This is a genomic window from Lysobacter fragariae, assembly GCF_054779775.1.
In genome coordinates this window covers 127,164-150,611 of sequence record NZ_BAAGXP010000011.1, presented here as the reverse complement: position 1 = coordinate 150,611, position 23,448 = coordinate 127,164, and the positions used below count along the sequence as shown (strand labels likewise).

Here is a 23,448-nt window from a genome sequence, read left to right as displayed (position 1 = left end):
ACTGCGGCCACGCACTCACAGCGCCAGCACGCCGCTCAGCAGCGTGAGGAACCCCGCAACCGCGGCGCCGGCGTGCACCAGCACCACGGCCTTGGGCGCGACCCGGCCGCGGTAGTGGATCGAAGCGAGATAGAAACCGCCCAGCGCCGCGACCAGCAGCAGGCCCAGCGCCGCGCTGACGCGCGCCGAGCCGGCGCCCTGCAGCACGACGACGAGCAGCAGGCCCAGGCCGGTGGCGCCGAGCAGGGCGTGCAGCACCGACAGCGCCCAGGGCGCGAGGCGCCCGCGAAGCACGCTCGCGGCAAGGATCAATCCGCCGAGGGCGGCGATGGCAAAGACAAGCAGGGCGGCGATCAACATGGCGAACTCCTGGAAGGCATGGAGGAATCGGAACCGTCGGGATGCTTTCCCAGTGGTCCCGGCGACGACGCGTCGAGGCGCCTGAGAACTTCATCGGTCATGCGATCACAGCGAGGACCGAGGAAAGGGAAGGCGTCGGTGAGCGTCGCCGCCAGGGTGTCCTGCAGCGCCATGCGCAGTTGGCGCCGTGCGCGATGCAGTCGTGTCTTGACCGTTTCCGGTCGCAGCGCGAGGCTCGCCGCGGTTTCCTCGATCGAGCATTCCTCGATCTCGCGCATCACGAACACGATGCGAAAAGGTTCTGGCAGCGCGTCGATGGCGTGTTCGACCAAGCGGCGGATCTGGTCGCGTGCGGCGGCGGCGGCCGGATCTTCGTTGCCGAATTTCGCCGGGAACGCCACCACGCGGCTGGTGTCGGCCTGCATCACCTCGACATGCTCGACATCGACGGTGGGGCGGCGCTGGCGCAGGCGGCCGTAGGCTTCGTTGAGCACGATGCGCGTCAGCCAGGTGAGCAGCGAGGCGTCGCCGCGGAAGCTGGCGAGTTTTTCATAGGCATGCACGTAGGCCTCCTGGACCACGTCCTCGGCTTCGGCATCGTCGTTGACGACGCCCCGCGCCACCCGGAACAGGCGCTGGTTGCAGCGCCGCATGACATGGCGGAAGGCCTCGCGGTCGCCGTGCTGCACCAGCCCGACCAGGGCAGTGTCGTCCAGCGCGGCGTAGTCGCGGGCCAGATTGTCGTTCGGGCGGGTCATGGCGTTTCCTCCTTACCCATCGGATGCGCCAGTGCGTGGGAGGTTCCCGCGGGCCGGTGATGGCGGGAAGCATGCGCCGCCCGGGGGGTCGGGTGTGTGCTCAACCCGCGCGTGTTCGGGAGGGGCAGGCCATCCGGGTCGCAATTGCGTCGATGAGGCGGCGCCGACGCATTGGCGCGCGGGAATCCCTTGCGCCGCGACCGCTCAGATCACCCGCAACGCAATCGCCTTCAGCACCGCGCGGGTGCGATCGCGGGTGTCGAGCTTTTCCAGGATCGTCGACACGTAGTTCTTCACCGTGCCTTCGGCGAGGAACAGCGAACGGGCGATCTCCTTGTTGGAATAACCGCCGGCGAGCAGCCGCAGGATCGCGACCTCGCGTTCGCTGAAACGCTCCTTCGGCGCACCCTGTGCGTGGAACTGGTACCGCGCGCGGACCGGTTCGGTGCTTACCGGTTGCAGCAGCGTGTCGCCGCGGGCCACGCGTTCGATCGCGTCGCGCAGGTCTTCCGGTGCGGCGTCCTTGAGCAGGAAGCCCTGTGCGCCGGCCTGCGTCGCGCGCAGCAGCAGGTCGGCGTCGTCGAAGGTGGTGAGCAGCAGCACCGGGGTGGCGTCGCCACGTTCGCGCAGGCGCTGCAGGGCGTCGATGCCGTCGCAGCCGGGCATGCGGATGTCGCTGAGCACGACGTCGACCGGCTGCGTCGCGAGCTGTTCGAGCAGCTGGTCGCCGTTGTCGGCCTCGAACACGATCGTGACGCCCTGGCGTTCCAGCAGCGCGCGCAGGCCGGCGCGCACCAGCGCCTGGTCGTCGGCGAGGGCGATGCGCAGGGGCGTGTTCATGCGTAGGTTCCAGGCGCGAACGCGAAGGCGGGCTCCGTGCCGTCGACGATCATCATCGAGGTCACAGCGGCAGGCTCGCGTCGATGCGCAGTGCGCCGCGCGGCGTGGTCGACAGCGCCAGCGTGCCGCCCGCGGCGGCGAGGCGTTCGCGCATGCCGGACAGGCCGTTGCCTTCGCGGATCGCGCCGCGCACCTGGCCGTCGTCTTCGACCTTCACGCGCAACCGGCGGCCGTCGCGCTGCAGGACGACGCGCACGTTCTGCGCTTCGGCGTGGCGCGCGGCGTTGGTCAATGCTTCCTGCACCAGCCGCAACACGGCCTCGGCCACGGCGGGATCGTTGATGTGCACGTCGTCGTCGATGTCCAGTTGCAAAGTCGGCCGCGGCATTGGTGCGGCGAGTGCGCGCAGGGCGGTGCCCAGGTCCAGTCCACTGGCATCGCGCAGCGCCTGCACCACATTGCGGATGTCGCCCAGCAGTTCCGTCGACATCTGCTGGGCGACGCGCAGTTCGTGCCTGTCCGTCAGCACCGGATCGGCCGCCAGCGCGCGCAGGTTGAGCATCAGCGCGGTGAGCTTGTGCCCGGCGACGTCGTGCAGTTCGCGCGCCACGCGCAGGCGTTCGGCGTCGCGCGCGGCATCGGCGAGCAGCGATCGCGTTGCGAGCAGGTCGGCGTTGACGCGCACCAGCTGGTCGCGGGCGCTTTCGGCGGCGCTTGCGTAGTAGGCGCACAGCGCAGCGAACGCCTGGAAGCCGCCGTACATCGCCACGACGATCAGCGGCGAATCCAGTCCCGAGGCGACGAGGATCGCGTACACCGCGGCGTCGGCCAGCAGCACGGACAGCAATGCGCGTCGTGGCGACCAGCAGGTGGCGATCTGCGCGGTCCACACCACCAGCAGTACCTGCGCGGTGCCCACGCGCGGGGCCAGCCAGACCAGCAGCAATGCAACGATGGCTTCGAACCACAGCAGCGCCGTTTCAAGGCGCCGGGCGTGTTCGCGGACCAGGTCGTGCGCGAGCAGCGCCAGCAGGTACAGGCCCATCAGCGCGCCGGCGGCCAGCTGCGCGTCCGCGCGCACCCAGCGCATCGACAGCGCCACCGCGCCCCAGGTGAACAGCCCGGCGAGGTTGAACGGATGCAGCAGCGTGCGCAGCCGTTCGCGCAGGGGCAGGCCCTGACGATGGGGAATGATGGTCGAACGCGACATGCGCCCATGCTGGGGTGGATGTGCGCCCGCCGCAATGCCGCCAATGCAGGAAGTGACTTCCGGCAGGTCGCGGCGATGACCACGGGCACTGCAGGCCAGGCCGGCGCGTCGCGATCCTGAGTGCGTCCTCCCGCCAGTCGCCGCCATGACCCCTTACTCGATGATCGTCGCCACCCACGGCGTCCTTGGCGTGATCGCCCTGGCTTCGTTCTGGACTGCCGCGTTCGTACGCAAGGGCAGCCCGCTGCACCGCCGCGTGGGCCAGGGTTACCTGATTGCGATGACCGCCATCATCGTCAGTGGGTTGCCACTGGCGATCGCGCGTTATCTGCAGGGCCAGCCGGTCACGGCGACGTTCCTTGCGTACCTGCTGGTGATTACCGCGGTGGGCGTGTGGACGGCGTGGCGCGCGATCCGCGACAAGCACGATGTCGCCCGTTACACCGGGCCGGTGTTCGTCGCGCTGGCGTGGCTGGCGTTGCTGAGTGGCGTCGGTGTGCTCGCGTTGGGCGTACGCGTGGGGTCGCCCCTGCTGATCGGGTTCTCCGTGATCGGTTTGTTCACCGGCCAGGACATGCTGCGCAAGCGCCGCCATCGCGAACGCCTCGCGGCACGGCCACGCTGGTGGCTGGTGGAGCATTACTCGGCGATGCTGGGCAACGGTATCGCCACGCACATCGCGTTCCTCGGCATCGGGCTGCCGCGGTTGCTGCCGGCGATCGATGGCACGGCATTGCACTACGCGGCGTGGTTCGCGCCGGTGGTGGTGGCGGTGGGGGCGAAGCTGGTGCTGGATCGGCGCTGGCGCAGTCCGACCGCCGCGCCGCGTCCGACTCGCGGCAACGACGGGATGGCGGGCAGCCCAGGCTGACCAGACGGGAAGTCTTAGTGTGACGCACGTCAAATAATTCCCCGCCATGACCGGAAACGGCCTGAGGCCGCGTAATGAGACGTACGCGCCGCTTGCCAGCGTGCGCGATCCGTTTCCAGCAGGGGATTTCCATGATGATTCGTGACGTCCTGGCCGCTTCGATCGCGGCCGTCATCGGACTGTGGTCCGCCCACCAGGCCGCTGACACCACCGCGCCACCCGTCCAGGCGCCGGTCGCCGCGAAGGCGCCGGCCAAGGACGATGATGCCGTCCGCAAACAGGCCATCGCGGCCTACGCCCGCATGCCGCTCGCGTTCGAGGCCAACCAGGGCCAGACCGACGCGCGGGTGAACTTCCTTTCGCGCGGACTGGGCTACAGCCTGTTCCTGACCCCCACCGAGGCCGTGTTCAAGATGGGCGGCGGCACGGGCGACAAGGCCGCGCCGGCCGTGCTGCGCATGGGCCTGGTCGGTGCCAACGCCGCGCCGCGCGTGGCTGGCGAGGACCGCCAGCAGGCGCTGAGCCAATACCTGCGCGGCAATGATCCGGCCAAGTGGCAGCGCGACATCGCGCAGTTCGGCAAGGTGCGCTACGACGAGGTCTACCCCGGGGTCGACCTGGTCTATTACGGCAGCCAGAACCGGCTGGAGTACGACTTCATCGTGGCGCCGGGCGCAGATCCGGACACCATCGTGATGAAGCTGTCCGGTGCCGGTTCGCGCCACCTCGATGCCGACGGCAACCTGGTGCTGGCGACGCCGCAGGGCGAGATCACCCAGAACCGGCCGGTGCTGTACCAGCAGATCGAAGGCCGGCGTATCGCGGTGGAAGGCCGCTACAAGCTGCTGGCCGACAACCGCGTCGCTTTTGAAGTGGGCCGCTATGACCGCGGCCATGCGCTGGTGATCGATCCGGTAATCGACTACTCGGGCTGGATCGACGCCAACTATTTCGACTACGCCTACGGTGTCGCGGTGGATCGCGCCGGCAACGCGTATATCACCGGGAGCACCCAATCCTCGGACTTCCCGGTCACCAATGGGTCGCATCTCAACAGCTCGGACATCTACCTGGCCAAGCTCAACGCCGCGGGTAACGGCCTGCTCTATAGCAGCTACATCGGCAGCTCCTCGACCGACCAGGCCCTGGCGATCGCGCTCGACGCCGCCGGCAACATCTACCTGGGCGGCGACACCCGGGGCGACGCCGACGACACCGTGCCGTTCCCGCTGGTGAATGCCTACCAGACCCAAAACACCGGTTACGACGTCGCCTGGGTGATGAAGCTCAATCCGTCGATGTCCATCGTCTACAGCACGCTGCTGGGCGGTTCCAGTTTCCAGCACGTCCAGGGCATCGCCGTGGACGCCAGCGGCCAGGCCTTTGTCGTCGGCACCACGGACTCGACCAACTTCCCGACCAAGAACGCGCGACAGGCCAGCAACGCCACCGCCGGTGGTGCCAACTCCGGCCGCGATACCTTCGTGGCCAAGTTCGGCGCGACCGGGTCGCTGCTGTTCAGCACCTACCATGGCGGCGGTCTGGACGATTACGGCCGCGGCATTGCCGTGGACACGGCGGGCAACGCCTACATCACCGGCAGCACCTCGTCGACCAACTTCCCGGTGCTGGGCGCACGCCAGGCGAACAACGCCGGCAACTGGGATGCTTTCGTCAGCAAGTTCAATCCCAGCGGTGCGCTGGTCTACAGCACCTATCACGGAGGCTCGGACAACGACGAGGGCTACGCGATCGCCGTGGACCGTACCGGCGCGGCCTACATCACCGGCGACACCTATTCGGACCAGGGTGCAACAGACGCCGTCCCGTTCCCGTTGGCCAATGCGTTCCAGTCGACCCACGGCAGTGCCAGCCAGTCGAGAGACGCGTTCGTCAGCAAGTTCGCGCCCGCCGGCAATGCCCTCGCGTATAGCAGCTACCTGGGCGGCGACGATTTCGACTACGGCTACGGCATCGCGGTGGACGCGGCGGGCAATGCCTACGTGACAGGCGAAACGCACTCGACCAATTTCCCGCAGGCCGCCCGACTGCAGGCCGGCCGCGGCGGCACCGGCTACGACTACGACGCCTTCGTCGCCAAGATCGGCGTGGTGGCGGGCAAGGCCAAGCTGGCCTTCAGCAGTTACGTGGGCGATGGCGCGGAGAAGGAAACCGGCCGTGCGATCGCGGTGGACCGCTTCGGCGGCGTCTACTTCGTCGGCGACGAGCAGGATCCGGCGAACTCTTCGCTCACCAACGTGGTGATGGCCAAGGTCGGGCAGGCCTACAACCGCACGTGGAGCGGCGACTTCGACAACGACGGCAAGGACGACGTGTACTGGCGGAACCTGGCCACCGGCGGCAACGACCTGTGGCGCTCGGCGACCTCGACCACGCGCATCGCCCAGGCGGCCGTGACCGATCCCAACTGGACGGTGGCCGGCGTGGGTGACTTCAACAACGACGGCAAGTCCGACGTGCTTTGGCGCAACCTGGTCACCGGCGCCAACGACCTGTGGCTCTCGGCCCAGAGCACCACGCGCCAGGCGATCACCGCCGCCACCGATACCAACTGGGTCGTGGCGGGCGTCGGCGATTTCGGCGGAGACGGCAAGTCCGACATCCTCTGGCACAACCGCATCACCGGCGCGAGCGTGGTGTGGAATTCGGGGGTGGCGTCGACCCAGACCGCGCTGGCCACGGTATCGGCGTTGGCGTGGGAAATCGTCGGCGTGGGCGACTTCAACAAGGACGGCAAGAGCGACATCCTGTGGCGCAACATCGAGACCGGTGCGAACCAGATCTGGCGCAGCGGCAATTCGACGACGACGCAGGCCGTGTCGTCGATGCCGGTGCTGTGGAGGGTTGGCCCGGTGGCCGATTACAACGGCGATGGTTACGCCGACATCCACTGGTTCAATCCAGGCAACTACACCAGCCAGTGCTGGTTGAGCGCCAACGGCGCGACCAAACTGGCGGTGGCGGCGGTGCCGGCGGCGTGGCGTCCGGTCGGTGCCGGCGATTACAACGGCAATGGCAAGGCGGATCTGCTCTGGCGCAACACCCAGACGGGCCAGAACAAGGGCTGGGATGGCGCCGCGTCGACCGCGCCGATCAACGTGGCTACCGTGGCCGACCAGGCGTGGCGGAACAGCGGGCTCTAGGCTGGTTTCGCACCCCGAACAAAAACGGCCGCTTCGTGCGGCCGTTTTTTTCAGGGCTCCGTGCCGGGTGTGCGTCACCCGGTAGCGCGGCCTCGAGCGACTACACGTCGCCGTCGTTCAACCAGCCCTCGCCGGTGCCGCGGTTGTAGACGGTATCGGTAGCGAGCACCGAGCCGGCCGGGATCGACTCCTGCTCCGCCAGCTTCGCGTACAGCGGCGTGAAGTCCGGCGTCGTCGCTTCCATCAGCTGCTCGTAGCTGTCGATGACGAAGTAGGTCTTCTGGTAGGTGTCGATGCGGTAGCGCGTGCGCATGATCCGCTCCAGGTCGAAGCCGATCCGGTTCGGTGCGGCGGATTCGAGGCAATGGATCGACTCGCCCTTCGACGACACGATGCCGCTGCCGTAGATGCGCAGGCCTTCCGGCTGGCGGATCAGTCCGAACTCCACCGTGTACCAGTACAGGCGCGTCAGGTTCACCAGCGCGTCCGGACCGATCGCATGCGCCTTGACCCCGCCGCGACCGTACGCAGCCATGTAGTCGGCGAACACCGGGTTCATCAGCAGCGGCACATGGCCGAACAGGTCGTGGAACAGATCGGGCTCGGCCAGGTAGTCGAGTTGCTCGGGCTTGCGGATCCACCACGTCACCGGGAAACGCCGGTTGGCGAGATGGTCGAAGAAGGTAAGTTCGGGCAGCAGGCCCTCGACGCCGACCAGCTCCCAGCCCGTCGCCTTGCGCAGCATGCGGTTGAGGTCGTCGAACTTCGGGATCTGCTGCGGCGTCATCCCCATCGCTTCCTGCGTGCGCAGGAATTCGTCGGACGCGCGGCCGGGCAGGATCTCGCGCTGGCGCTTGAACAGCGTCGCCCAGACCGCATGGTCGCTTTCCGAATAACTCGACCACGGTTGTTCGACCACGGCGGTCGTGTAGACCGGTACGTAGCCCTTGTCGGTGAGCTGGTGTTCGATGCGGTTGGGAGTGGTGTTCATCGAAGGTCCGGTGCGCCGGCGTGGGGCCGGCATGCGTTTGTGGAACACGGCTGTCTGGAGCACGGCTGTCATGGAGCACGGTCGCGTAGGGCGATGTGAACGAACATCGTGGGAGACGTCCAGGTCGAACTAGGGATCGCCACGGGCGCTCGAACACGGCGCTTGACCGCATCAAGGCACTTTAGCGTCCACAGGCTGCAAGAAGGTTGCGTTGTTGTGCCAGGTGGCGGCTTTGGCGCAAGATTGTTGCGCCTCATTGGAAAACCAAGCAGGAATCCGCCATATGGCTGCCGTCGACCTCGACCGCACCGATCTGCTGCTGCTAGCCGAACTCCAGCGCGCCGGTCGCCAGACCAACGCCGAGCTGGCCGAACGCGTCCATCTGTCGGCTTCGGCCTGTCTGCGCCGGGTGCAGCGGCTGGAACGCGACGGCGTGATTACCGGTTACCGCGCCGAGGTCAGTCCGGAAGGTCTGGGTCTGGGCCTGCTCGCCTTCGTGCGCGTGCAACTGCGCCACCACGACGCGGATTCGATCGCGGCGTTCGCGCAGTTCGTCGACCAGTGGGACGAAGTCGTCGCCTGCCACGCCCTCACTGGCGACATGGATTACCTGCTGCAGGTTGCGGTACGCGACCTGGAACACTTCTCGCGCTTCCTGCTCGATCGCCTGCTCAACCAGGCGGGCGTGGCCGACGTGAATTCCAGTTTCGTACTGCGCACGGTGAAGGCGTTTCGCGGGATGCCGTTGCCGCGCGGCTGATGACGTCGCGTTACCTGCGGCCGGTGCCGTAGTTTCAACGCAGCCGGTGGTGATGCTGAAAGGTCGTCTTGAAATGCGGACGGCTTGCGCGCCGGTTACCGTGCGCCTTCGGAAACTTGGTCGTCCTCAACCTGGTCGTCCTCGCCGGAAGGCGCCGCGACGGTGTCGTCAGACACGACGTTGATGCGCTGCGCACCCGTGTCGACTTCGATGATGCGGTACCGCCAGCGGCCGCGTTCCTTGCGCGCCTCGACATAGACCGTCGCCTTGCCACGCGGACCGGACACCGGGAAATTCAGTTGCGCATCGCCGTAAGCGCCTTTGACCTGGATGTTGCCGCGGATCATCGCGCTCGCCTCGATCGGTTGCCCGAGCGCGGCGATCACCGCGGGATGGCGTTGCGTCGATTCCAGTGCGTACCGGTAGGGCTCGGCCTGTTTCATCAAGTTGAACACCCCTGCGAACAGCAGCGCACCCACCAGGACGAACAGCATCACCAGCGAGAGGCAGCCCACCGGGACCACCCATTTCCAGTTGCGGCCGAACCAGTGGGTCTGCGCGGGCATGTTCACGGCAACTCCTGTCAGGCATGTGGCCGCGACAGGACGAACGGCGCGGCTTGCGCACTCTAGCGTGCGCAGGCGCGGCCAGAAATGCCGCAAAAAAGAAACGGCCGCACGAAGCGGCCGTTCCAGTGCAACGATTGCCGGACGATCAGAAGCGGACTTCGACGCCCAGGGTCAGCGGCTTGGCGGTGATGGAGATGCCATCGCCGTTGCCCTTGAGGTAGTCGTAGTTCAGGCTCAGGCCGACGTTCTCGTTGAAGTCGTAGCCCACGCCGACGCCGACGTACGGCTTGGTCGAGTTGCCGTCCAGGCCGAAGTTGGTGTCGAGGTTGCCGTGCGCAACGCCGACGCGGCCGTCGATGAAGAAGCCGGTGTTGTTGGCACCGAAGTTCTTCTTGCCGACCACGCCCACGCCGATGGCGCTCAGCTCGGCCGAGTCACCGTCAACCGACTTGTCGAACAGGTTGCTGTAGAAGCCTTCGACCGCGAAGTTCTCGGTGAAGTAGTAGCCGCCACGCAGCGAGTAGCTGGTGTCGTTCTCGCTGCCGCTACCGATGCCGGACACGTCGATATCGACGTGGCTGCGGCCGAGCTCGGCGCGGACGAAGCCCTTGCCTTCGGCAGCCAGGGCGAAATTGGACACCGAGGCGAGGGCCAGGGCGGAGGCGAGGATCAGGGTCTTCTTCATTGCGTGCTTTCCAGAAAAATTGATCATTCCCCCAGGATCGGGGGGCGCAGAGATTCGGCGCTCTCCGGAAATATGTCAATTTTTCGTTAACAGCCGCCGTTCAGGCAAAGTGTGGCAGGCCGGGTTCCGGCGCTGCGCTGTGCTGGCGGACGCCTTCCTACTCCTGTCGCGGCGGAAACCGCAGCACCACGCCACGTTCGTCGTCGCGCTCGGGGCGCTGCCACAGCACCGGCACGTCGTGCGGCATGTCGCGTTCGAGTTCGTCGCGCTCGCGTTGTGCAGCCTGCGCTTCCAGCTCCTCCTCGATCTCCCAGCTGTACTTGCGCCGCGGCGGCAGCGGGTCGGCGCGACGCCACAGCCACGCCGCCACGATGCCGGCCATCGCGCCACCCAGGTGCGACTGCCAGGACACGCCGGCTTCGTGTGGCAACACCGTGAGCAGCATGCCGCCGTAGAGGAAGAAGGCGATCATCGCCGCCGCCACCGAAGGCCGGTCGCGGCGCAGCACGCCCAGGCTGAAGACCAGGAACATCAGTCCGTGGGTCACCCCGCTCGCGCCCAGGTGGCGGGTGCCCGCATCGCCCAGCAGCCACGCCCCCAGCCCGGAGCCCAGCCACAGCAACGGCAGTGCGCGCAGCGTGGCGCGCGGATATACCGCGCCGGCCAGCGTGCCCAGCAACAGCAGCGAGATCGCATTGGCGGCCAGGTGCTCGATCGAGCCGTGCAGCAGCGGCGCGGTGAGCACGCCCGCCAGTCCGGCCAGGTCGTGCGGCTGCACCGCCCAGCGGGCGACGTCGAAGGTCGGCTGCGCGGCGTAAACCGCGCCCAGCAGCAGCGCGAAGGCGAGGCTGGCGTTGAGCGCGCGCAGCAGGCGACCACGATCCCTGGCGCGCTGGGTCGGGCTGTCGGCGGGTAGTTCAGGGCTGGGCAGGTGCATGCCCAATGCAGTGGCGGCAGGGGCAGGGGGATGCAAGGGTGGAACGGCGGGAAAGTCCGTCCGCGCCGCAAGGACAATGGTTGCTGCGCTCCCAAAACGCGCCGCAGCGCGCTGAGAAGCCACGCCTGCGGGCTCTCCGCCAGCGGCTGCCATTGCCTCGGCAGTCTCGCCTCGCGCGCTCGACCCGGCGCAATACCGTCATCGCGGCCGGGGCAGCTCATGTGCGTGTGAGCCAGCGGAGCGGGATATCCACGGCGACCCCGTTCCGCCGCGTAAAATGCCGCGATGAATACTGCCGAACCGAACCCGACCGTCCGTCTCAAGAACGCCTGGAACTCCACCCACCCCTGGATCTTCCAGCGCCTGGTCGACAAGCCGGCGCAGCGGCCCAGGTCCGGGCAGATCGTCGACGTGGTCGGCGTGGACGGTGTCTGGATCGGTCGTGGCTTCTACAACGGCCACTCCCGCATCGCCCTGCGCATGCTCGAACGCGACCCGGACGTCGCCGTCGACGCCGCCTGGTTCGAGCGCAAGATCGCCGAAGCGGTGTCGCTGCGCCGCGACGTCCTCAAGCTCGACGCCGTCAGCGACGCCTGGCGCGTCGTGCACAGCGAAGGTGACGGCATCAGCGGCTTGGTCGTGGACCGCTACGGCGACCTGCTGGTGGTCGAGTTCTTCAGCGCCGGCGCCTTCCGCTACCGCGAATGGATCTACGCCGCGCTCAGGCAGCTCTTCCCCGGTTGCCGCTTCCACGCCTCCGCCGACGAGCACGTGCAGAAGCAGGAGTCGTTCGATTTCCGCGGCAGCGAACCCGCGCAACCGTCGGTCATCACCGAATACGGCGTGAAGTTCCGCGCCGATCCCGCCGGCGCGCACAAGACCGGCTTCTTCGCCGACCAGCGCGAGAACCGGCAGTGGCTGAGCCAGCAGGTCGAAGGCAAGCGCGTGCTCGACCTGTGCTGCAACACCGGTGGTTTCGCGGTGTATTCGGCGGTGCGTGGCGCGTCCGAAGTCGTCGGCATCGACATCGACGAAGCGGTGATCGAGATCGCCAAGGGCAACGCCAAGCTCAACAACGTGCGCCCGCGTTTCGTCCAGGCCGACATCTTCCCGTGGCTGCGCGATGCGGGTAATGCCGGCGAGCAGTTCGACGTGGTGATCCTCGATCCGGCCAAGATGACCCGCGATCGCGAGCAGGTCATCACCGCGCTGAAGAAATACCTCGACATGAACAAGCTGGCGCTGGGCGTGGTGAAGCCGGGCGGCCTGTTCGCGACGTTCTCCTGCACCGGCCTGGTAGCCGAGGACCAGTTCCTCGACATGCTGCGCCGTGCCGCGTTCTACGCAGGCCGCACCGTGCAGGTGCTGAAGGTCGCGGGTGCCGGCGCCGACCATCCCTGGCTGGCGCAGGTACCTGAATCGCGTTACCTCAAGGCGGTGTTCTGCCGCGTGCTGGACTGACGTAGGGCGGACCTCGGCCCGCCTTCGGCAGGGCGCGCCGGTGGTCGCATGCCTTTGGTCCGGGCGCGTCGGTGGGTCAAGACCCGCCCTACAATCCGCGCATGTCCTCGCGCAAATCCATCGATGTCTACCTCAAGCCCGCCGGCGGCTGGGACGCGCTGAAAAGCTCGTGGCATGCGCTGCGTGAGCAGCAGGTGGTGTTGAAGGGTGCCAGCACGCTGTTGCGCACCAACCAGCCCACCGGCTTCGACTGTCCGGGCTGCGCGTGGCCGGATCGCAACGTGCACTCGACCTTCGAGTTCTGCGAGAACGGCGTGAAAGCAGTGGCGAACGAGGCCACCAGCAAGCGGGTGACGCGCGAGTTCTTCGCCGCGCACACCGTGTCGCAGCTGGCGCTGCAGGACGATTACTTTCTCGAAGGACAGGGCCGCCTGACCGAGCCGATGGCCTACGACGGCGCGAGCGATCGCTACGTGCCGATCGGCTGGGGCGCGGCGTTCGCCAAGATCGCCGGCGCGCTGAACGCGCTCGCCACGCCCGACGAGGCGATCTTCTACACCTCCGGTCGCGCCTCCAACGAGGCCGCGTTCCTGTACCAGCTGTTCGTGCGCGAGTTCGGCACCAACAACCTGCCCGACTGCTCGAACATGTGCCACGAGCCGTCGGGCGTCGCCCTCACCGAACAGTTCGGCAGCGGCAAGGGCTCGGTGCTGCTGGAGGATTTCGAGCACGCCGACGCCATCTTCATCTTCGGCCAGAATCCCGGCACCAACCATCCGCGCATGCTCGGCGAGCTGCGCGAAGCGTCCAAGCGCGGCTGTCGAATCATCGCGTTCAATCCCCTGCGCGAACGTGGACTGGAACGCTTCGCGTATCCGCAGTCGCCGGCCGACATGCGCCCGGGCAGCCAGGGCGTGCGCATCGCCACCGACTATTTCCAGCCGCGCATCGGCGGCGATCTCGCCGTGGCGACGGCGATGGCGAAGGTCGTGGTGGAACGCCACGCGACGGGGCGTTCCACGCTCGATGAAGCCTTCATCGCCGAACACACGTCCGGCTTCGAGCTGTTCGCCGCCAGCGTCCGCGCGGCGGAGTGGGAGGACCTCGAACGCGAATCCGGCCTCACCCGCGCGCAGCTCGAACACGCGGCGCAGGTTTACATCGACAGCGATGCGGCGATCTTCTGCTGGGGCATGGGCATCACCCAGCACCACCGCAGCGTCGCCGCGATCCAGATGCTCGGCAACCTGCTGCTGCTGCGCGGCAACGTCGGCAGGCGCGGCGCCGGACCGTGCCCCGTGCGCGGCCACTCCAACGTGCAGGGCGATCGCACGATGGGCATCTACGAGCAACCGTCAGCCGCTTTCCTCGACAAGCTCGGCGCGGAATTCGGCTTCGATCCGCCGCGTGCACACGGCTTCGACACGCTCAGCGCGATCGCGGCGATGCGCGACGGCCACGGCAAGGTGTTCTTTGCATTGGGTGGCAATTTCGCCACCGCCACGCCGGACACCGCGTTGACCCAGGCGGCGTTGCGCCGCTGCGACCTCACCGTGCACGTCAGCACCAAGCTCAACCGCTCGCACCTGGTCCACGGCCGCGAGGCGCTGATCCTGCCGTGCCTGGGCCGCACCGAGATCGACCTGCAGGCCACCGGCCCGCAGGCGGTGACGGTGGAGGACTCGATGAGCATGGTGCATCTGTCGTCGGGCATGAACGCGCCGGCGTCCGAGCACCTGTTGTCGGAGCCGGCGATCATCGCGCGCCTCGCCGCGGCGACGCTGCCCGGCAGCGCGACACCGTGGCTCGCCCTGGTGGACGACTACGACCGCGTCCGCGAACGCATCGCGCGCGTGGTCGACGGCTTCGAGGATTTCAACGCGCGCGTGCGCACGGCGGGCGGCTTCCACCTGCGCCATCCCAATCGCGAACGCGCGTTCCCAACGCGCGACGGCAAGGCGCATTTCTTCGTGCATCCGCTGGCCCTGCACGGCGAGCGCGATGGCGCGCTGCTGACGCTGATGACGGTGCGCTCGCACGACCAGTACAACACCACCGTGTACGGCCTGGACGACCGCTATCGTGGCGTGCACGGATTGCGCCGGGTCTGTTTCATCTCGTCCGACGACCTGCAGCGCCATGGTTTCAGCGACGGAGAAATGGTCGACCTCGTGTCGGTCTGGCGCGATGCGGCCGGCGCCGTGGAGGAGCGCGAAGTGCACGGCTTCCGCCTGGTCGAATACGACATCCCGGCGGGTTGCCTCGCGGCGTACTTCCCGGAGACCAATCCGCTGGTGCCGCTGGGCAGCTACGCTGACCGCGCGCGCACGCCGGCGTCGAAGTCGATTCCGGTGCGGTTGCGTCGGGCGGGCCTTGGCCCGCCGATCGACGTGGCGTACGACACCGATATGACGGGCGACCCGGATGGCGGGCCAAGGCCCGCCCTACGCCCATGAGCGACGAGCCCGCCTTGCAACTCCTGCAGTTGCTGGCCAGCGAAGACGGCCAGTCGATCCATCGCGTCGCCAAGCGCCTTGGCCTGGGCCTGAGCGAACTGCAGCGCCTGTTGACCGCGTTGGGCAGCGATCCGCGCTTCGACGGCCTCGACCTGGTTGAAGCGCGCGTGGACGGCGACCTGACCCGGCTCTGGCTCACGGCCAAGGGCCGGCAGCTGTGCGCTCACGCATGAAGGCGCACGCGCGCGATGCGCATCCGCAAGCAGGCCCCGTCGGCGAACCGCTCGTTCCCGTGCGCGCGCTGCGCGTGCAGGCCGGCGAGTGCAGCGCACACGAGGACACCGTAGTAGTGGAAGCGCCGGTAGCGCTGCTCTACAACGGCCAATCGCACGTGGTGATGATGGCGACGCCCTGTGATCTCGAGGACTTCGCGCTCGGCTTCGCCCTCACCGAGGGTGTGGTGGCCAGCGCGGACGAATTACGCGTCGTCGATATCGTGAACGGCGCGTCTGGCGTTGCCGTGCATGCGGCGATCCCGCAATCCCGCTGGGACGCGCTGCAGTCGCGACGCCGCAACCTAGCCGGTCGCAGCGGTTGCGGACTGTGCGGCGTGGAAGCGCTGGAAGACGCTTTGCGGCCGGTCCCGCGCGTGCGCGAACCGCAGCCGGTTTCAATGCCACGGATCCAGGCCGCGCTGGCGGGACTGGCCGCGCGGCAGCCGTTGAATGCGCGCAGCGGCGGAGTACACGCTGCCGGTTTCGTCGGCGAACACGGACTACTGGTGCGCGAGGACGTGGGTCGCCACAACGCACTGGACAAACTGGTCGGCGCGATGGTGCACGCGGGCACCGATCCGGGCCACGGATTCCTGGTGATCACCTCACGCGCGTCATACGAGATCGTGCACAAGGCCGCGATGGCGGGCATCGGGATAGTGATCGCGATTTCCGCGCCCACCGACCTGGCGATCCGCACCGCCGAAGCGGCCGGAATCACGCTGGCGGCTTTCGCGCGCGGCGATGCGTTCAATCTCTACAGCCATCCCGGGCGCATCGAAGGCGTCGCGCCGTAGCCGCGAGCAGGATCCGTCCCTGTCGAACCGCAACACGACGCGCTGGAGCACATCGCGTTGCGTAGAGCGTCATCAAGCCGGCTGCTTCGCCGCGCGATAGCGCTGCATCGACTCCGCCGGCCACTGCGCCCGCGGGTCGTAGAACTCCGCGAACACCGCCGCCCCTTCGGGCAGCACCACCCACGGCTGCTTAGACGCGGTGTAGATGTGCACGTCCGGCGGCGCCACGTCCGGATTGTCCAGCGTACCCACGCGCACGAAAGCGATTTCCGGGCCGCCACCGGGGTAATGGCTCCACACTGCGACGTGGCATTGCGCGCAGCGCACGATCTGCTGGCCCTTGCCGCTTTCCGAAGGCGTATGCACGGTTTCCACTTCGCCCTGCAGCAGCGTCACCTGGCTGGTTTCCACCATCGCGTTGAGCGCGAAGGCAGTGCCGGTCTCGCGCTGGCACCAGCGGCAATGGCAGCAGTGGACGAAGATCGGCGCGGCTGCCACGCGATAGCGCACCGCACGGCACGTACAACCGCCTTCCAGCGGGAACCCGCCTCCGGACCCAGCGTCGGCCGTCACAACGCGCGGCCGTTGTAGTGGTTCACCGGCACCGCGTCGAGATCGATGTCCTCCAGGCAACGGATGTTGATCGCGGCGACCGCGTTGCCCTTGGGGTCGGTGCCTTCACCGAATGGATGCATGCCGCACACCGGGCAGAAGCGATGCCGGATGACGTGGCGGTTGAACGTGTACGTCGCCAGCGCGTCCTTGCCCGCGGTCACCCGCAGCTGCGAGCGCGGCACGAACCACAGCAGCGAACCCTTGCGCTGGCAGATCGAGCAGTTGCAGCTCGTCGCGCCGTCGATTTCGCCGTCTACCTCGAATGCCACCTTGCCGCAATGGCAGCTGCCCTTGTGCGTCGTCATCGTTGCGTCTCCGCGCGCGGTCCAGTCCGCGTCGGCGAGCATACCTTTCGCCGCCTGCCGTCTCATGTGCTGCGACCTGGCCCGCTACACTGGCGCCCATGTCCGAATCCCTGCTCCTGATGCTGCTGCTCGCCGCGGTCCTCGTGGCCATCGTGCTGCTCGTGCTGTTGTTGCTGCGTCGCCCGGACGCGTCGCTGCAGCAGGCCCTGCGCGAGGAGCAGCGCGACGGCCGCGTCGAACTGCGCCAACAGCTCGACAGCTTCTCCACCCAGCAGGAACTGCGCACCGACGGCTTCGCCAACCGCCTCAACGAAGCCGCCGGCCGCACCGACCAGCGCCTGGAAGACCTGCGCGAGGCGCTGACCGAAGATGCACGCAAGGCGCGGCAGGAAACCGCGCTGGCGCTGAAGGATTTCGCCGGCGCGCTCGACCTGCGCGTCGCCGAACTCACCCGCAACAACGAACAGCGCATCGGCGAGATGCGCACGACGCTGGAACAGCGGCTGCGCGAACTGCAGAGCGACAACGCCGCCAAGCTCGAACAGATGCGCGCCACCGTCGACGAAAAACTGCACGCGACGCTGGAAACGCGCCTGACCGAAAGCTTCGGCAACGTCACCGCGATGCTGGCGCAGGTGCACCAGGGCCTGGGCGACATGAACAAGCTCGCGGCCGATGTCGGCGGCCTGCAGCGTGTACTGGGCAACGTGAAGTCGCGCGGCGTATTCGGCGAAGTGCAGCTGGCGGGCCTGCTGGAGCAGGTGTTCGCGCCTGACCAGTACGCGTCGAACGTGGCGACGCTGCCGGGCAGCAGCGAGCGGGTGGAATTCGCGGTGAAGTTCCCCGGTTCGACCGGCGAGGCGCCGTTGTGGCTGCCGATCGACGCCAAGTTCCCGCGCGAGGACTACGAACGCCTGCTGGACGCGCAGGAACGCGGCGATGTCACCGTCGCGCATGCCGCCGGTGACGCGCTGGAGCGGCGCGTGCGCCTGGAAGCCACGCGCATCCGCGACAAGTACGTCGGACCGCCGCACACCACCGAGTTCGCGATCCTGTTCCTGCCCACCGAAGGTCTCTACGCCGAGGTGTTGCGTCGGCCGGGCCTGGTTGACGCGCTGCAGCGCGACCAGCGCATCGCCGTGGCCGGCCCGACCACGCTGCTGGCGCTGATGACCAGCTTCCAGATGGGCTTCCGCACGCTCGCGATCCAGGAGCGCTCCAGCGAAGTCTGGCGCACGCTCGGCGCGGTCAAGACCGAGTTCGGCAAGTTCGGCGCCGTGCTCGACGGGGTGAAGAAGAAGCTGGACGAAGCCAGCGGCAAGATCGAGGAAACCGGCCGGCGCACGCGCGCGCTGTCACGCAAGCTGCGCGACGTCGAAGCGTTGCCGCAGGAAGACAGCCAGCGACTGCTGGGTACCGCGTCGGATGCGATGGATGACGAAGGCTGAGTCTGCGTCCTTCGACTTCGGCGCTAGGCGCCTACGCTCAGGATGAGCGGCGTTCGCGGAGGGCATCTCCTCCTCATGCGAAGGCATCCAACGGCCCAGTCTCGTATGTTCGGCGTCCAGCCAGTCAAGCGCGACTCAAGCACGCCCCACATCCAGATCCGCTCATCCTGGGCCCTTCGAGTGCGCTCAGGACAAGCTGCGCGCCGCAGGCGAAGTCGAAGGACGCTGCGCGCGGATCAGCTGCCGCCCGGCACCAGCACCGGCATCGCGTCGATCGGCACGGTGGAATCGTCCTCGTCGTCGCGCAGGTAGTCCGGCAGGTCTTCGCCGTTCTTCAGGCGGTCGCCGAAGATCTGGTAGTCACGGCGCTGCGACCAGGCATCGCGCACCAGGGTGTAGTCGTCCGCCGCGCCTTCACGCAACGAATCGGTGGACAGCAGTTGCGCGCGCATGTCGACCAGCTGCAGTCCCTGCAGCGGAATGCGCACGCTGTCTTCCTCGATCCGCCGCAGCGGGCTCAGCGGCGCGTCGCCAACCATGCCGAACACGTCGCGCACCGTGCGCGGCCCGAACAGCGGCAGCTCGACATAGCGCGAGCGCTTCCAGCCCCACACGCCCAGCGTCTGGCCGAAGTCCTCGCTGCGATTGGGCAGCTTGACCCGGGTGGCCGGATCGAACAGGCCGGCGACGCCCACGGTGGAGTTGAGCAGGAATCGGCCCAGCGACTGCCCGGCCTGCTTCGGCTTGCCCTGCAGCAGGCTGTTGACCATGGTCAGCGGCTGGCTGAGGTTGTTGAAGAAATTGCTCACGCCCAGCCGAACCGGTCGCGGCACCACCTTCACGTAGCCGCGCGCCAGCGGCTTGGCGACGCGGCGATCGATCACGTAGTTGAAGCGGTGCATCTGCCGGTTGTACTTCTCCCACGGGTCGAAGGTGCCGGGCATCGTCGCCGGCTCCGGCAGCGTGGAATCGGCGACCGGGTTGTAGCCCTGGGTGCCGTAGATGTCGGCGAAGTCGCGTTCGGCGTCGGTCGGCGCGGTGGAGGCGGGCGCCGGTTCGGCGGGCGTCGTCGTATCGTCCTGCGATGCGCCGTCCTGCGTGGTGGTGGCCGAGAGGTCGGGATTGGCGACAGGCGCGCCGGCCTCGACCGTGGGTGCGCGTTCGCCAGAGGCAGCTTCGACAGCGGGCCCATCGACCGCTGTCGCATCGACAGCTGGCGTCTGCTGCGCGGCACTGGGGTCCTCCGGTGCGGGCGCCTCGGTTCCGGCGCTTTGTGCAAGGGCGACGGTGGTCGTCTCCGGCGTCGCAAGCTGGCCAGCCGCGGCGGATGGGTCGACAACGGGCGACGCAACGTCGATATCGGCAGCCGAAGCAGTGGCGATGACCTGCTCCGGAACCGGTTCGGCAGCGACCGGAGTCGCGTCGCTGGAAGCATGGGCAAGCACCGCGGCGGGAGCCAGCAGCGCGGCCAGGGCGAGGGGGAATCCGTTCAAGCGCATGGGGAGCTTCAGGGAAAAGCGCGGCGAGAGGCTGTAACGCTACCGCAACAAGGCGGGCAGCGGGTCAGGCCGTGAAGGAAAGATCGTCCTGCAGGCGGTATGCCGCGCGCAGTTCGCCGAGCCCCGGTGGGGTGCCCACGACGCGGACGCCGTCGATGTGCGCGGCCAGTTCGGCCAGCAACGCCAGCCCGGCGCTGTCGATGCGCGTCAGCGCGGTCAGGTCCAGCGCGCGGGCGCCGGCGAGCTTCGCCTGCGCCTGCGGCCACAGCAATGCCACCGCGGCGCGATCGAGTTCGCCGGCAAAAACCAGGGTGTCGTCGGTGCGGGAGAGCGTGGCGGTCATCGGTGGCTGCCTCGGTGCGGGCGGTCAGGGTGCCATCACGTTGCGACGAAGGGGACGTTGGCGCGGTGCGCGGCCAACGTCCCGTGGTCATCGTGCTGGGCAGTCAGTGCTTCGTGATCAGTTCTTGCCCGCGTCGGCCTGCAGCTTGCCGGCCTTGAGGTCGGCGGCCACCTGCGGGATCGACTTGCGGGTGAGCGGGCCGTCGAACTGCGCGCGGAAGGTCTGCACGAAGCTCACGCCTTCGACCATCACGTCGAACACCTTCCAGCCGGTGCCGGACTTGCGCATCAGGTAGTCGACCGGGATCGGCTCGCCGCCCTGGCGCAGGAACTCGCTGGACACGCGCACGCCACGGCCGTTGGGTAGCGCGGTTTCGGATTTCACGCGCACCTTGAGCTTGGTGTTGAAGTCGAGCAGCGAGGAGCCGTAGCGGCCCATCAGGCTGTCGGTCAGCGCATCGGCGAACAGCTTCACGTCGCCGTCGGACGCGCCGCGGCCGTGCACGCCCAGGACCATGCGCGCGGCGTAGTCGCGGTCGAACATCGAGTTGAACTCGCTCGACACGAACTGGCGCAGCGCGCCGCGGTTCTTGCTGAACTCGGCGCGACGCGTTTCCAGCGTCGTCAGGATGCGGGTGGAGTTGTCGAACACCAGCTTGCTCGGCGAGATGGCTGCCGGCGCGGCCTGCGCCGCGCTCTGCGCGAAGGTGACCGCCGGCGCGGCGGCCGCGAAGGCGGCGGCGAGGGCGAGGGTGATCAGGTTGCGCTTCATCACTTGGTTTCTTCCGAAGGTGCGGAGGGCTCCGCGGGGGTTTCGTTGCTTGGCTTGTCGTCACCCGACTTGCCGGCGCCGGAGAACATGTACTTGCCGACCAGCTGGATCAGGTCCACCGCCGGCTGGGTGAGGAAGATCTCGTCGCCGGGCTTGAGCGGCTCGGGATCGCCGCCGGGCGCCAGGCCGATGTAGCTTTCGCCCAGCAGGCCGTTGGTGAAGATGCCGGCGGAGGTATCGCCCGGCAGGTCCCTGTATTTGCTGTTGATGGCCAGGGTCACGACGGAATCGTATTTAACCGGGTCGACCTGAATGTCGGCCACCTTGCCCACCGCGACACCGGCGATCTTCACCGGAGCGTTGGGGCGCAGCGCGCCGATGGACGTGAACCGGGCCTTCAGCGGGTAGCTGTCGCCGCCAAAACCCCAGTTGCGGTTGGTGGACGCCAGCGCGAGCACCAGCACGGAGGCCAGGCCCAGCAGCAGGAAGGCGCCGACGGCGAATTCGATTCTTGGACTACGCATGTCACTCACCCTATTCGTAGGGCGGGCCTTGGCCCGCCGCAAACAACGATCTCGTAAAACGAAACAACGATCCGCGCATACCGGCGGGTCAAACCCGCCCTACCGGAACAACAATGCCGACATCACGAAGTTGAACATCAGCACCAGCAGCGACGCATTGACCACCGCCTGCGTCGTCGCGATCGAGGTGCCCTCGATGGTGGGTTCGGCGTGGTAACCGACGTGCGCGGCGACCAGTGCCGCGGTCGCACCGAACACCGCCGACTTCACGAACGCCATCAGGAAGTCGTCGCCGAAGTCGACGCTGTCCTTGAGCACCTGCCAGAAGAAGCCCTGGTCGATGCCGATCACATGCACGGCCTCGAAGTAGCCGGCGCTGATCGCCAGGCTGCAGAAGAACGCAGTCAGCAGCGGCATGCACAACAGCGCGGCCCAGAAGCGCGGCGCCACCGCCTTGCCGATCGGGTCGATCGCCATCAGGCCGAGCGCGGTGATCTGGTCGGTCGCGCGCATCAGGCCCAGCTCCGCCGCGATCGACGAACCGGCGCGACCGATGAACAGCAGCGCGGTCAGCACCGGGCCGAGTTCGCGATACATGCCCAGGCCGAGCATCGCGCTGACCTGGTTGGCGGCGCCGTAGGTATCGAGCGCGCGGTAGCCCAGCAGCGTCACCGACAGGCCGACGAAGGCGCCGCCAACGGTGATGATCGGCAGCGTGCGCGCGCCGATCTTGTAGATCTCGCGGACCAGCTCGCGGAAGAAGTCGGCGGTCGGCTTCGACGCGCGCAGCACCGACAGCGTGAACAGGCCGGCGCGACCGATGGCGCGGGTGGCGGCAACGAACGGCATCACGCGGCCTCCGCGCTGCTGTTGAAGGCGGCGCTTTCGAAGGGGATGGGGCCGTCGGGTTCGCCGTTGAGGAACTGGCGGACCAGCGGATCGTCGCTGGCCTGCAGCGCATCCGGCGTGCCGGTGAACACGATGCCGCCATTGGCGATCACCACCGCGTGGTCGGCGATCGGCAACGTCTCGTGCACGTGGTGGGTGACGATGATGCTGGTCAGGCCGAGCGAATCGTTGAGGCGCTTGACCAGGTCCATCACCACGCCACTGGCAATGGGATCCAGGCCGGTCAGCGGCTCGTCGTAGATCATCAGCGGCGGATCCAGCGCCAGCGCGCGCGCCAGGGCGACGCGGCGGGCCATGCCGCCGGAGAGTTCGCGCGGATACGCATCGGCGGCGGCGCGCAGGCCGACGGCATGCAGCTTCATCAGCACCAGGCGACGGATCACCGGCGCCGGCAGCTTGGTATGCATGCGCAGCGGCAGCGCGATGTTCTCCGCCGCGGTGAGGTCGGTGAGCAGGCCGTTGCCCTGCAGCAGGACACCTATGCCTTTGCGCAGCTCCAGCAGCGCGCGTTGCGAACGCGGCACTTCCTGGCCCAGCACCTGCACCGAGCCGGCGGCCGCGTGCAGTTCGCCGGTCAAAGCCGCCAGCAGTGTCGACTTGCCGCTGCCCGACGGCCCCAGCACCGCGACGATGCTGCCGCACGGCACGTTGAGGCTGATGTCGCGCAGCACCGTGCGTCCGCCACGGTCGAGGCGGAGGTTGTCGATGCGAACGATGGGCGCGGTGTCGGTCATGCAGGGTCTGGCGTGCTCTTCGTGGGTGCGCGGGCGCATGGGCGCAAAAGCGCGCGAAGGATGCGGGGGAAAGCCTGAATGGCGGGCGACATTGTCGCAGAGCGCCGACGTGCGGCGTGCCGGCCGATGGTCATGGCCGTCGGGTTCGCGGCTCCGGTGGGGCAGG

The 23,448-nt window shown here is 67.9% G+C and carries 24 protein-coding genes; 8 read left to right on the top strand and 16 right to left on the bottom strand.

The genetic code is table 11. From position 1 onward, the window contains the following. Positions 1–15 precede the first annotated feature (15 nt). The 4 genes from ACYVD7_RS11550 to ACYVD7_RS11535 all read right to left on the bottom strand — a co-directional run bounded on the left by ACYVD7_RS11550 (position 16) and on the right by ACYVD7_RS11535 (position 3,315). Complete coding sequence (locus ACYVD7_RS11550; protein WP_460763215.1) at positions 16–360, bottom strand: hypothetical protein; 345 nt, start codon at positions 358–360, stop codon at positions 16–18. Then, positions 354–1,118 carry an RNA polymerase sigma factor gene (locus tag ACYVD7_RS11545; protein ID WP_460763213.1) on the bottom strand — a complete coding sequence of 255 codons (765 nt, stop codon included), beginning with the start codon at positions 1,116–1,118 and terminating at the stop codon, positions 354–356. Before ACYVD7_RS11545 ends, ACYVD7_RS11550 begins: the two co-directional genes overlap by 7 nt. A 204-nt stretch (positions 1,119–1,322) precedes the next feature. Beyond that, on the bottom strand, positions 1,323–1,958 hold the full coding sequence (locus ACYVD7_RS11540; protein WP_460763210.1) for a response regulator transcription factor: 636 nt from the start codon (positions 1,956–1,958) through the stop codon (positions 1,323–1,325). 61 nt (positions 1,959–2,019) lie between these two features. Then, on the bottom strand, positions 2,020–3,315 hold the full coding sequence (locus ACYVD7_RS11535; RefSeq protein ID WP_460763207.1) for a sensor histidine kinase: 1,296 nt from the start codon (positions 3,313–3,315) through the stop codon (positions 2,020–2,022). Here ACYVD7_RS11535 and ACYVD7_RS11530 point away from each other — a divergent pair. Both ACYVD7_RS11530 and ACYVD7_RS11525 read left to right on the top strand, forming a co-directional pair. Next, positions 3,314–4,039, top strand: coding sequence for a hypothetical protein (locus ACYVD7_RS11530; RefSeq protein WP_460763204.1), 726 nt, complete (start codon positions 3,314–3,316; stop codon positions 4,037–4,039). The two genes, ACYVD7_RS11535 and ACYVD7_RS11530, sit on opposite strands and share 2 nt — an antisense overlap. A gap of 131 nt (positions 4,040–4,170) precedes the next feature. Beyond that, positions 4,171–7,203: a DUF7948 domain-containing protein gene (locus tag ACYVD7_RS11525; protein ID WP_460763201.1), complete on the top strand. Its 3,033-nt coding sequence runs from the start codon at positions 4,171–4,173 to the stop codon at positions 7,201–7,203. A gap of 100 nt (positions 7,204–7,303) precedes the next feature. On the opposite strand, the gene phhA is transcribed toward ACYVD7_RS11525, so the two are convergent. Further along, a complete protein-coding gene (gene phhA, locus ACYVD7_RS11520; RefSeq protein WP_460763198.1) occupies positions 7,304–8,194 on the bottom strand; it encodes a phenylalanine 4-monooxygenase in 891 nt (296 codons plus the stop codon). Between the two features lie 283 nt (positions 8,195–8,477). Here phhA and ACYVD7_RS11515 point away from each other — a divergent pair, with 283 nt between their 5' ends. Beyond that, on the top strand, positions 8,478–8,954 hold the full coding sequence (locus ACYVD7_RS11515; RefSeq protein WP_460763195.1) for an Lrp/AsnC family transcriptional regulator: 477 nt from the start codon (positions 8,478–8,480) through the stop codon (positions 8,952–8,954). Between the two features lie 95 nt (positions 8,955–9,049). On the opposite strand, the gene ACYVD7_RS11510 is transcribed toward ACYVD7_RS11515, so the two are convergent. The 3 genes from ACYVD7_RS11510 to ACYVD7_RS11500 all read right to left on the bottom strand — a co-directional run bounded on the left by ACYVD7_RS11510 (position 9,050) and on the right by ACYVD7_RS11500 (position 11,145). Continuing rightward, positions 9,050–9,520: a cytochrome c oxidase assembly factor Coa1 family protein gene (locus tag ACYVD7_RS11510; protein ID WP_460763192.1), complete on the bottom strand. Its 471-nt coding sequence runs from the start codon at positions 9,518–9,520 to the stop codon at positions 9,050–9,052. A 148-nt stretch (positions 9,521–9,668) separates the two neighbouring features. Further along, positions 9,669–10,208, bottom strand: a complete 540-nt coding sequence (locus ACYVD7_RS11505; RefSeq protein WP_460763189.1) for an outer membrane beta-barrel protein — start codon at positions 10,206–10,208, stop codon at positions 9,669–9,671. A gap of 157 nt (positions 10,209–10,365) precedes the next feature. Next, positions 10,366–11,145, bottom strand: a complete 780-nt coding sequence (locus ACYVD7_RS11500; protein ID WP_460763186.1) for a rhomboid family intramembrane serine protease — start codon at positions 11,143–11,145, stop codon at positions 10,366–10,368. A 285-nt stretch (positions 11,146–11,430) separates the two neighbouring features. Here ACYVD7_RS11500 and ACYVD7_RS11495 point away from each other — a divergent pair, with 285 nt between their 5' ends. The 4 genes from ACYVD7_RS11495 to fdhD all read left to right on the top strand — a co-directional run bounded on the left by ACYVD7_RS11495 (position 11,431) and on the right by fdhD (position 16,134). After that, entirely contained in the window at positions 11,431–12,606 is a 1,176-nt protein-coding gene (locus ACYVD7_RS11495) for a class I SAM-dependent rRNA methyltransferase (protein WP_460763183.1), read from the top strand. Positions 12,607–12,707: 101 nt separating this feature from the next. After that, positions 12,708–15,062: an FdhF/YdeP family oxidoreductase gene (locus tag ACYVD7_RS11490; RefSeq protein WP_460763181.1), complete on the top strand. Its 2,355-nt coding sequence runs from the start codon at positions 12,708–12,710 to the stop codon at positions 15,060–15,062. Further along, positions 15,059–15,295: a helix-turn-helix domain-containing protein gene (locus ACYVD7_RS11485; RefSeq protein ID WP_460763178.1), complete on the top strand. Its 237-nt coding sequence runs from the start codon at positions 15,059–15,061 to the stop codon at positions 15,293–15,295. Before ACYVD7_RS11490 ends, ACYVD7_RS11485 begins: the two co-directional genes overlap by 4 nt. Continuing rightward, a complete protein-coding gene (gene fdhD, locus ACYVD7_RS11480; RefSeq protein WP_460763176.1) occupies positions 15,292–16,134 on the top strand; it encodes a formate dehydrogenase accessory sulfurtransferase FdhD in 843 nt (280 codons plus the stop codon). The genes ACYVD7_RS11485 and fdhD overlap by 4 nt, the downstream gene beginning before the upstream one ends. 72 nt (positions 16,135–16,206) lie before the next feature. On the opposite strand, the gene ACYVD7_RS11475 is transcribed toward fdhD, so the two are convergent. Then, the gene (locus ACYVD7_RS11475; RefSeq protein ID WP_460763172.1) at positions 16,207–16,707 is read right to left on the bottom strand and encodes a GFA family protein; all 501 of its coding nucleotides are present in this window, start codon (positions 16,705–16,707) and stop codon (positions 16,207–16,209) included. Continuing rightward, positions 16,704–17,054, bottom strand: a complete 351-nt coding sequence (locus ACYVD7_RS11470) for a GFA family protein (protein ID WP_460763169.1) — start codon at positions 17,052–17,054, stop codon at positions 16,704–16,706. Before ACYVD7_RS11470 ends, ACYVD7_RS11475 begins: the two co-directional genes overlap by 4 nt. 98 nt (positions 17,055–17,152) lie before the next feature. Here ACYVD7_RS11470 and ACYVD7_RS11465 point away from each other — a divergent pair, with 98 nt between their 5' ends. Further along, complete coding sequence (locus tag ACYVD7_RS11465; protein ID WP_460763166.1) at positions 17,153–18,502, top strand: DNA recombination protein RmuC; 1,350 nt, start codon at positions 17,153–17,155, stop codon at positions 18,500–18,502. Between the two features lie 236 nt (positions 18,503–18,738). On the opposite strand, the gene ACYVD7_RS11460 is transcribed toward ACYVD7_RS11465, so the two are convergent. The 6 genes from ACYVD7_RS11460 to ACYVD7_RS11435 all read right to left on the bottom strand — a co-directional run bounded on the left by ACYVD7_RS11460 (position 18,739) and on the right by ACYVD7_RS11435 (position 23,282). Further along, positions 18,739–19,995 (bottom strand): MlaA family lipoprotein, encoded by a 1,257-nt coding sequence (locus ACYVD7_RS11460; protein ID WP_460763163.1) that lies wholly within the window; start codon positions 19,993–19,995, stop codon positions 18,739–18,741. A gap of 70 nt (positions 19,996–20,065) precedes the next feature. After that, positions 20,066–20,344, bottom strand: a complete 279-nt coding sequence (locus ACYVD7_RS11455; protein ID WP_460763160.1) for an STAS domain-containing protein — start codon at positions 20,342–20,344, stop codon at positions 20,066–20,068. A 117-nt stretch (positions 20,345–20,461) separates the two neighbouring features. Beyond that, positions 20,462–21,115 carry an MlaC/ttg2D family ABC transporter substrate-binding protein gene (locus ACYVD7_RS11450; protein WP_460763157.1) on the bottom strand — a complete coding sequence of 218 codons (654 nt, stop codon included), beginning with the start codon at positions 21,113–21,115 and terminating at the stop codon, positions 20,462–20,464. Then, positions 21,115–21,639 carry an outer membrane lipid asymmetry maintenance protein MlaD gene (gene mlaD / locus ACYVD7_RS11445; protein WP_460763154.1) on the bottom strand — a complete coding sequence of 175 codons (525 nt, stop codon included), beginning with the start codon at positions 21,637–21,639 and terminating at the stop codon, positions 21,115–21,117. The genes ACYVD7_RS11450 and mlaD overlap by 1 nt, the downstream gene beginning before the upstream one ends. A 99-nt stretch (positions 21,640–21,738) precedes the next feature. After that, on the bottom strand, positions 21,739–22,488 hold the full coding sequence (locus ACYVD7_RS11440; RefSeq protein ID WP_460763151.1) for an MlaE family lipid ABC transporter permease subunit: 750 nt from the start codon (positions 22,486–22,488) through the stop codon (positions 21,739–21,741). Further along, entirely contained in the window at positions 22,488–23,282 is a 795-nt protein-coding gene (locus ACYVD7_RS11435; protein WP_460763148.1) for an ABC transporter ATP-binding protein, read from the bottom strand. Before ACYVD7_RS11435 ends, ACYVD7_RS11440 begins: the two co-directional genes overlap by 1 nt. Positions 23,283–23,448 lie beyond the last annotated feature (166 nt).